Origin of the sequence: Nocardia sp. JW2 (assembly GCF_051843015.1) — a bacterium.
GTDB classification, from domain to species: domain Bacteria; phylum Actinomycetota; class Actinomycetes; order Mycobacteriales; family Mycobacteriaceae; genus Nocardia; species Nocardia coubleae.
Genome location: NZ_JBPXLK010000016.1, coordinates 37,183 through 46,391 on the forward strand (window position 1 = coordinate 37,183; position 9,209 = coordinate 46,391).

The following is a 9,209-nucleotide window of genomic DNA, read 5'->3' on the forward strand; positions in this document are numbered from 1 at the left end:
CCGGAACACCAGGGCCGGTCGAGACGTTGCACATCGCGTGAGCGAAACAACCCCTGACCTGACGATGTACTCCACCACCTGGTGCGGCTACTGCCGCCGCCTCAAGACCCAGCTCGACGAGGCGGGCATCACCTACACGGTGATCGACATCGAAGAGGACCCCGCCTCGGCCGACTTCGTGGGAAGCGTCAACAACGGCAACCACGTCGTGCCGACGGTGAAGTATCGGGATGGATCGACTGCGACGAATCCGACGTTGGCGCAGGTCAAGCAGGCTTTGGCGGCTCAGAGCTGATCACATTGGAGTGCAGTGGCCACCGCACTCCCAGCTACCCGGCACTACTTTCAGTCCGTCATAACCGCACTCCCGGCCCCGTACGTCCCGACCTCGAGGAGGGACCGCCGCGAAGCGGCGTAGCGGCCCGGCCGCGAGTTAGCCGCCGTTGCGCATGCGCGCAGCGCGAGCAACGGTGGCTAACTCGCGGCCCTCCAGGGGCCGCGCTCGAGCGCGCCAGCGCTCCAAAAATACAGCCCAACACCTTTGTGGTGCACAAAACACCAAGGCAGTTCCACACGGCTGGAACCCGCCACACAGTGACCACCCAGAAACGGCAAAGGCCGGTAGCTCCAGCGCTACCGGCCTCCACCGTCGTTCAGGGCATGCTCACTGCCCGCCAGGGCATCAGTTCGTGCGAACCGCCAGGCCGGGGTTGTCCGACAGGACCACGCTCAGCGGCTGTGCGAAGAGCTGGGGGGTGTCGCCGGTGATGGCGCCGATGATGTTGGGGATTTCGCAGATCGGGTAGTCGGCGACCGACGAGGCGCTGGAGATGCCGAGGGCCATGCGGCCGGTGACGATGGCACCGCCGGAATCGCCGGGCAGCGCGCAGATGTTGGCGGAGAAGCTCTGGGTGAGCTGACGATCGCCGACCTGCACGGTCTGGTCGACACCGTTGACGATGCCGCAGCTGAACCCGGTCCGCGAACCCGACTTGCACACGGGGGCGCCGACGACCGGCACGCCGACGCCGTCGACGGCGATGGGCGCCGCGCCGGGGACGGTGACGAGGTTGTTCTCGAAGCGGGCGCGCGCGTTGTCGTTCACGCGGATGATCGAGTAGTCCTGCTCGCCGAGGATCGACTTCTGGAAGGTGCCGAGCTGGGCGCCCGCGCGGTCACCGTTCATCTCGTACACGGCGGCGGCGGAACCGGTGCCCGCCGACTCCAGGTCGGGGTTGCAGTGGCCCGCGGAGATGTTCACGATGTTGCCGGAGCGGTCGGTGCCGTTGAAGCCGAACGAGCAGCGCAGCGAGCTGTTGCCCGCGATGGCGGCGTAGCCCTCGCCACCGGCGATCGGGCCGGTGCCGTTGCCCGCCACGGGAGTGGCTTCCAGGTCGACCTTCTCACCGGCCACCGGCGGCGCGGTGACGACGACGCGGGCCGGGTCGATGAAGCTGGGCAGGGGCAGCCCGGCCTGCTCGACGCGCACGGCGATCGCGTTGTTCACGGTGTCGATGACGACGCCGCGCACCAGGTTGGCGATCTCCGGCGGCGCGGCGGCCAGCCAGTTCTCGAACGCGGTCTTCTCGCCGCGCAGCATGGATTCGCTCTTGGCGACGTTGCGGACCTCGAAACCGGCCGATTCGGCGGCGGCACGGGCCTCGTCGGCGCCGGGGCCCTGAGCCAGCGCGACGACGGCGTTGCCCTGGTCGTTGAGCCAGGAACCGGCGAACACCTGCGGGAACTGACGCTGGGCGGTGGTGGCGAACGCGGCGACCTGCTGGGCCTCGTCGGCACGGCGCAGGTATTCCTGCGGGGAGAGCTTCAGGTCACGGCTCACGGCCTCGATCAGCTGGGCAGGCAGATCGACCGCGGGTTCGGCGTCGGCGACTGCCATCGTGGGGCCGAACAGCAGAATCGCCGCCGAAGCGGCGATCACGGACTTGCGAGCTCGTCTCGAGCTTCGTGCGAGGGGGGCGCGACCCATACGTGGCAGGAGCATGATCGAACTATATGGGCTCGGACCGGTTATGCCTACTCGGACCGGGCAAGAGATTTCACTCACCCGGTCCGTTCGGTGATTCGTCCGGTACTAACCCGCGTTGGGGTTGGTACGCACCATGATTCCGCTGCCGAGACCGCCACCGGAATTGGCCTCGATATCGGCCAGGACGGGCCGGATCGGCACACCGAGGGTCGCGGTGCCGCCGAAGGGCGCGAGCTGGGTGTTGGCCTCGGTGCAGTTGGGCGCCTCGGCGGCATTGGAGCCGCTGGTGATGCCGAGCGCGAGGGTGCCCGACACGATCGCGCCGCCGCTGTCACCACCGAGGGTGCAGGCGCTGGTGGCGAAACCGCGGATCGTCTTGCTGATGCCCTCCGCGGTGAACAGCTGGGTCTCCACGTGATCGGCCGAGACGAAACCGCAGGTGAAAGTGGACGATTGACCAGTTTTGCAGACCGGCGCACCGGTCACCGGATCGGCGGTGCCGGTGATGGCGAGGGTGGTGCCGTTGGCGCCACGCACCCGGGCCTGGTCCATGCCCGCGTTCACCGCACGCTCGTTGAGCTTGATGACCGAGTAGTCCAGCGCGCCCGGCCCGCCGAGCACGGACATGGCGAACTGACCGACCTCGGGACTGTTGGGGATGTCGCGCACGTTCGGCACGTACACCGCGGCGGGTGTGCCGTGGTCGACATTCGGATTGCAGTGGCCCGCAGAGATGTTCAGCGCGTTGCCCGCCGCGTCGGTGCTGTTGAAACCGAACGAGCACACATCGACACCGCGCAGGTCGGCGTCGTGCAGGTCCTTGGCGGCGGTGATGTAGGTGTCGCCGCCCATCGGCCGGTTCACCACCTCGCCACCGCCACCCGGGGTGATGACCACCTTGATGGTGGCGATCAGGGTCGGCAGGTTCAGCAGGTGGCCGGTGCTGGAATTGGCGACGCTCAAAACGATCTGGCTGTTGAGCACGTCGATGGCGATCGAGCTGATCGGCGCGGAGATCTCGCGCGGCAGCGTCGAGATCCACTGACTCAGTTGCAGCAGAGCGCCTTCCAGGCCGCTCGCCGAGATCGGGGCGAGATGGGTCTGGTAGCCGTCGGCGGCGGCCAGGCGGCCGGTCTCGGCATCGGTCACCGCGACAACGGCTTTGCCCTCGGGCGTGAGCCAGGCACCGGCGAAGGTGTCGGGGTTCTCGGCGCGGAAGTCGGCGGCGTAGGCGCGCAGTTCCTGGGCGCGCGCTGCACGGTCGAGGTATTCGTTCGGGGTCATGCCCAGGTCGCGCGAGATGGCTGTCACCAGTTCGGCGGGTAGGGCGTCAGCCGAAAGCTGCTGCGGCGCAGCGGGTTGCGCGCTAGCGACACCGGAGCCGAGCAGAGGGGCGAGTAGAACGGTCGCGGCGAACCCGGCGGAGGCTGCCTTGACCGCGGCGCGACGCGCCACCAACTTGCGCATGAAATCCCTTCGTCACCGAACGAGTGACCGAGACCACCGCCGGCGGCGGGTATGTCGGTCAGCGCATCACTCTAAGGCACGCCCGGCGATGGGGTGCGGTTACCCGCTACCAGCTTCGGTTTTGCGCCAGCCGGGGATCTCGAGCGGCGGCGGGAGCTCGCCGGGCTCGCGGGGTTGGAACGGGAACGGCCGGGTGGTCGTGGTGCGGCCGGGCGTCGTCGTCGGCGTGGTTGTCGTCGGTGACGGCGTGGTGGTGGTCGGAGCTTCGGTGGTGGTCGGCTCCTCGGTGGTCGTCGTCGGTTCCGGGGTGGTCGTGACGACCGGTTCCTCGGTGGTCGGCTCCGGCGGCGGCGGAGCGACTACGGGAGTGGGAGCCGGCTGCTGGGTCGTCTCCGAGTGCGCGTCCGAGATGGTCGGGGGCTCGGTCGGCTCGGTGCCGCGCAGCAGCACCGACACCGCGATGCCACCGAGCACCAGGCCGATCAGCGCGGCCCCGGCGATCAACAGCGGCGTCTTGTTCCGCGCCGGAGCAGGCGCGGGGGCCGTCGGAGCGGGCGCAGGCACGGTGACGGCCATCGCCTTGGTCGGATGCTGCACCGGAAGCGCCGCCGAATACGCCTGCGCGACCACCACGGGCGGCTCCACAGCGGGCATCACATCGGTCTTCACCAGGGAGTTCTCGGTGACGATCGGATCCGGCGGTGTCGCACCGGCCGGGGTCGCCAGCACCGCGACCAGCGCGGCCTCGGCGGCCGACGACGCGAACGCCTTCCCCGGATCGGCGCCCTCGGCGGGCTGGGGCAGCTCGTCCTCGCCGAGCAGCGCCACCGATTTCAGACCCAGGTAGTCCAGCGCCTCACGGACGCCGCGCACCACCTCCGGCGACCACTGCGCCGGATGTGTCGCGTAGAACTCGGCCGGGCCGCTCAGATGCTCGGTGGTGAGATCGATGAGGCAGAACATGGCCGTGGCCAGCAGGTCTTCGGCCCGATAGGCCTCGCCGCCGTCGACATCGACACCGGCCGGATCGCCGATCGCCCGGACGAAACCGGAGATCGCGTGCGCCTTCCCGGACAGCGGTGCGTCGCCGAGGGCCGCGTCGCCGTCGTCGGACATGTGCAGCACCGACGACCGCTCGACGAAATGCTTCGCCCCGTCGTCGGTGACCACCGCGGCGACACACTCGTCGTCGGCGATACGCAAGCCGACTCCAGTGGCCATCCGGTTACCTCGCTTCGACGTCCGTGGTGTTGGGCGGCGAGTCCGGCGGTCACACCAGGAGTGAGCCGTGTCCCATCGCGCGCAGCATCGACAATAATTCCGATCGTGAACGTGCGCCTATCCGGCGTCGGATACGCGCCACGTGATGCTCCACGGTCTTGGCGGAAATGTACAGCCGCGCGCCGATCTCCCGGTAGGTGAGACCGAGTAGCACCAGCTCGGCGACCTCGCGTTCGCGGTCGCTGAGCGCGCGCTGCTCGATCGCGGGCTGGGGAGCCGCCGAGGTTTCGTCGCCGGTCTTGGGCGCCTCGAGGCGGGCGGGGATACGCACCGAACGGGCCAGCTTCAGCAGGGCGCTCGCGGCGGCGGGGTCGTCGATCACGCGCGCGGTGTCGCCGGCGAGGCGGGCACCGTCGAAGGTGTGGCCCTGGTGGGCCAGGGCGAGGACCGCGCTGTGCACGGCGGGCAGGTCGACCTGACCGCGCAGCACGAGCAACCAGGTGCGGCCCGCGTCGGCCAGGACGGCGGCATGCGGGTCGCCGTCGGCGGCGGCGTTCTTCAGCGCGTGCGCGTGCGGCAGCAACTGCTGGGGCGAGGACTTGGCGATCGCCGCCTGCACCCCGTACCAGTGGAAGGCGTTGGTCCAGGCGGGTGCGCGGCCGAGGCGGCGCAACAGTGCGGTGGCGGCCTCGACGAGCGGCTGGATGCGGCCCTCGTCGCGCAATTGGATTCCGGCCAACCACAATTCGCCGATCGGTAGCAGGCTCAGCAGGTCGACGTCGACCTCGTCGAACAGCGGGAAGGCGGCGGTCCACGCGGCATGCAGTGCCTGCGCGTCACCGCTGCGGCGGGCCAGGCCGACGGCCAGGGCGTGCGCGAGCAGGCGGTCGCGTGGGGCAAGGGACGCGATGTCGATGCCGGTCATGGTTTCGGCGGCCTTGCATTCGTCGCCGATGCGCAACGCGGTCCAGGCCGCGAGCACGCCGAGTTGTTTGCCTTCGCCGTCGGCGGCGCGGATCGCGTCGTCGGCGCGGCGTGGTTCGCCCGCGCTCAGGCTGAGCAGGGCGCCGACGGTCACCGCGCTGCACGGGGTGGTGCCGGTTCCGTTGGTCCGCGCCGCCTGGACCAGTGCCGAGATGGCGGCCGCGGTGGCCGCGCCGTGCGGGTCGAGTGAGGTGAGCAGGGCGTTCGCGATCAGCCGGGCGCCGGCACCCGCCTGGGTGGGCGGCCAGTGTTCGGCGTCGGCCGCGGCTTCCGCGGCGGCGGCGCTGTCACCGGCCAGGGCGTGCACGGTCGCCGCGACCGCCCAGTCGGCGCCGACCCGGTTCGGGCCGAGCCAGCGGTAGAGGGCGGCGGCCCGGCTGACCAGACCACGCCGGGTGAGCACGCTCGCGCAGACGCGGACGGCGGCCGCGAGTTCGGCGGTGTCGACATCGGCGCCGTCGAGCAGGGGTTCGGCCAGGCGGAGGGCGGTGTCATCGTCGCCCGCCTTCGCGGCGGCCTCGGCCCAGGCGAGGGTGACGCGACGCGGATCGGTGCCCGCCGCGACGGCTGCCGCGTAGTAGCGGGCGGCATCGGGACGCTGCTGTCGGGCTGCCGCACAGAGGAATTCGGCGAGGCGCTGGTCGCGCACACCGGACTCGGCCAGCAGCAGGCCGGTGTGGTCGCGCAGCAGGCCCGCCTCGAGCCGGGTGTCGAGGAGCCTGCGCTGCACCGCGACGAAGCGGCGATCACCGAGCAGCAGCCGCAGTTGCGGCACGGCGGCGCTCAGCAACAGGTCGGCATCGGTGACCAACGCGCTCGCCCGCGCCCGATCCAGCAGGTCATGGGCGACAGGCAATTCCACCCCGAGCACCTCGGCGAGCTCACCGGCGTCGAGGCCGGTTCCGGTCGCCGCGACGACGAGGGTGTCGAGCAGCGGGGGATCGAAAGCGGCCAATTGTGCACGGGCCCAAGCGGACAGGGCCGCGTCGACGGCAGGCAGACCGGCGTCGAGCTTGGCCTGACCCGCCGCCCGCAGTGCCGCGACGACACCGCCGTGGATGCCCGCGGTCCTGGTGTGGATGTGGTTGACCAGCGGACGCGGCACCGACACCCCGAGTTCGCGGGCGAAGGAACCGATCTCACCGCAACCGAGTGCGCGGATCTCGATCAGGCGGCCCTGCCTGCCGACCGCGTCGCACAGGGCGCGCAGTTCGGGATGCTGGGGGCGCGGCTGAGTGGCGCAGATCAGGGAACGGGCACCCGATTCCACCTCGGTGCGCAGGGCCGCGAGCTGGGCAGGGGTCATGTCGTGCAGGTCGTCGGCGATCACGAAGGCGCCGTTGTCGGTGGGCTCGGGAGCCCGGCCGATCACGGCGACACCCCGGCCGCGCAGCCGACGGCGTACAGCGTCGAGCAATACCGACTTGCCGGTGCCGGAGCGACCGGTCAGCAACAGCACCACCGGCTGGTCGTCGGCAGCGTCTACCGCTCGCAGAATCTCACGGGCGTGCGGGACTGTGTCGAGCGCGATGGGGCTCAATTGCCGCCTCCGAGTAGTTCACCGGGGAGTTTCGTGACGCCGCCGACGGTGCCTTCGACCACCTCGCCCGCGCCGTCGAGCACCTGGCCGGGGACCGCGCCGACATTCGGCACGTTCGGAGCCTGGGGAACCGGCGGGGTGTAGGGCGCCGGTTGCTGCGGGGCGGGCTGTTGGGGAGCGGGCTGCTGCGGGGCCGGTTGCTGGGGGGCCGGTTGCTGCGGCGCGGGCTGTTGCGGTGCGGGTTGCTGCGGGGCAGGGGCTCCGCCGCCGGACTGAACCTGCTGCTGCGTTGCCGGGGACTGGGCAGTGCCGCCCGGCTGTGGTGTCCCGGCGGAATTCACCGGTGCGGCCGGGGTGACGGTGCCGGGGATCGGCTGACCCGTCGAGTCGAGCAGGGGAGCGCCCGGGACCGGCTGACCGTTCGCGTCGACGGTCGGCGTGCCGACCACCGGCTTGCCGTCCGCGTCGAACGTGGCGATCGGTGCGACCGCCTGTCCGGGGCCGTTGTTCTTCGGCGCGTTCTCGGTGGGGTTCACCGTGGACGCGTCCGGCTTGCTCGGCGTCGCGAACTGGGGGGACATGGCCAGCGTTCCCGCGGTGAGCGCGCCGAAGACGGCGACTGCCGCACCGACGACCGCCAGGCGTTTGCCGGTGACGACCTTCTTCGCCGGGGCTTCGTCGTCGACGACGGGCAGGGCTTTCGCGAGTGAGACCGGGGCGATGTCCGTCGGCGCGTCGACCTCCTCGAGGGGAAGGACGAGCGGAGTGGATTCCGCCGCCCGCAGATCGGCGGCCAGTTCGGCCGCGCCCGCCGCGCTCGCGGTGGCCGGGTCGGCACACGCGACGACGGGCAGCGCGAACTCCGCGGACACCAGTTCCGCGACCAGCGGCATCTGCGCGCCGCCGCCGGTCAGCAGGACGGCGGTGATGTCGCCGAGCCGGACGCCGGCGCGTTCGACGGCCTCGCGCACCAGGGTGAGGGAATCCTGCACCGACCCGCGCAGCAGGTCCTCGAGCTCGTGGCGGACGAGGCGAACGGTCGCGGCCTCGCCGAGGGCGCCGACCTCCACCACGGTCGCGGTGTCGAGTGACAGTTCTTCTCTGGCGAGGCGTGCGCGTTCGCGCAGGGCCGCGAGTTCGGTTTCCACGGCCGGGTCGAACGGGTCGAATTCCCGGTCACCCAGCGCGTGCGACAGCACGTAGCGCATTGTCAGCAAATCGAATTCCGAGCCGGCGATCTCCGTGTCGTGCAACGGGGTGGCCAGCAGCCCCGACTGCTCTCCGGTGCGGACCACCGAGACGGTCAGGCCGCTCGCGCCGAGGTCGTAGACCACCACCGCGCCTTCGTCGAACAGTCCGCGCTCGACCTCGTAGCGGCGGATCACCGCGACCGGTTCCGGGACGAGGACGACCGCGTGGGCGCCCGCGTTGTCGAGAGACGAACGCACCGCCTGCACTTGGTCATCCGTCCACCAACCGGGGTGGCACGACACCACCGTCGGCTCGCCCTCGACCCGGTCGCGGACCTCGTCGATCAGCTGAGTGGTCGCTGCGGCCACCAAATCGGCCGCGACATGCGACGAACCGTCCTCGGCGAGCATCCGCACCGGATCGCCGACCCGGGCCAGGAAGCCCTCGATCACCACCGCCGGACCGGCCGTGGCTACTTCTACTGCACTGGGTCGCCGCACGACCGCGACCGGTTCACCACCGTCGATCGCCGTCGCTACGGCAACTGAACGGGATGCACCGACGGTGACGCCGAGCGCGAGACGGTCTGTCATGGGGAACCTCTGCAGATACGTGAGCGACGGAAATCATCGAGAGAGCTATCCCGATTGTCGGTTGCTGACGGTCTGCTGTTACCGGTGCACGCGCCGATGACGGGGCCGATCCCCTAACGGCCCTCGATCCCCTAACGGGCACCCCATGCGATGAATAGGGATTTGCCCCGTTACGAGGGGGTGCCCATCGGCCATAGCTTCGAAACATCTTGCCGATCCCGGAGGA

At 70.5% G+C, this 9,209-nt stretch carries 6 protein-coding genes; 1 reads left to right on the forward strand and 5 read right to left on the reverse strand.

From position 1 onward, the window contains the following. Positions 1-64 precede the first annotated feature (64 nt). Positions 65-295: a mycoredoxin gene (locus ACSVDM_RS21290; protein WP_067637296.1), complete on the forward strand. Its 231-nt coding sequence runs from the start codon at positions 65-67 to the stop codon at positions 293-295. Between the two features lie 387 nt (positions 296-682). On the opposite strand, the gene ACSVDM_RS21295 is transcribed toward ACSVDM_RS21290, so the two are convergent. The 5 genes from ACSVDM_RS21295 to ACSVDM_RS21315 form a co-directional block, all read right to left on the reverse strand. Beyond that, complete coding sequence (locus ACSVDM_RS21295; protein WP_439267257.1) at positions 683-1,939, reverse strand: S1 family peptidase; 1,257 nt, start codon at positions 1,937-1,939, stop codon at positions 683-685. Between the two features lie 153 nt (positions 1,940-2,092). Continuing rightward, on the reverse strand, positions 2,093-3,454 hold the full coding sequence (locus ACSVDM_RS21300; protein WP_439267258.1) for a S1 family peptidase: 1,362 nt from the start codon (positions 3,452-3,454) through the stop codon (positions 2,093-2,095). Between the two features lie 99 nt (positions 3,455-3,553). Continuing rightward, positions 3,554-4,675, reverse strand: coding sequence for a hypothetical protein (locus ACSVDM_RS21305; RefSeq protein WP_439267260.1), 1,122 nt, complete (start codon positions 4,673-4,675; stop codon positions 3,554-3,556). 49 nt (positions 4,676-4,724) lie between these two features. Continuing rightward, complete coding sequence (locus tag ACSVDM_RS21310; protein WP_439267261.1) at positions 4,725-7,199, reverse strand: LuxR C-terminal-related transcriptional regulator; 2,475 nt, start codon at positions 7,197-7,199, stop codon at positions 4,725-4,727. Then, the gene (locus tag ACSVDM_RS21315) at positions 7,196-8,983 is read right to left on the reverse strand and encodes an Hsp70 family protein (protein WP_439267263.1); all 1,788 of its coding nucleotides are present in this window, start codon (positions 8,981-8,983) and stop codon (positions 7,196-7,198) included. The genes ACSVDM_RS21310 and ACSVDM_RS21315 overlap by 4 nt, the downstream gene beginning before the upstream one ends. Positions 8,984-9,209: the final 226 nt, after the last annotated feature.

Excerpts from the sequence above, each read along its gene's own strand:
- ACSVDM_RS21300 (WP_439267258.1), bottom strand. The coding sequence starts at position 3,454 with ATGCGCAAGTTGGTGGCGCGTCGCGCCGCGGTCAAGGCAGCCTCCGCC.
- ACSVDM_RS21315 (WP_439267263.1), bottom strand. The coding sequence starts at position 8,983 with ATGACAGACCGTCTCGCGCTCGGCGTCACCGTCGGTGCATCCCGTTCA.
- ACSVDM_RS21290 (WP_067637296.1), top strand. The coding sequence starts at position 65 with ATGTACTCCACCACCTGGTGCGGCTACTGCCGCCGCCTCAAGACCCAG.
- ACSVDM_RS21305 (WP_439267260.1), bottom strand. The coding sequence starts at position 4,675 with ATGGCCACTGGAGTCGGCTTGCGTATCGCCGACGACGAGTGTGTCGCC.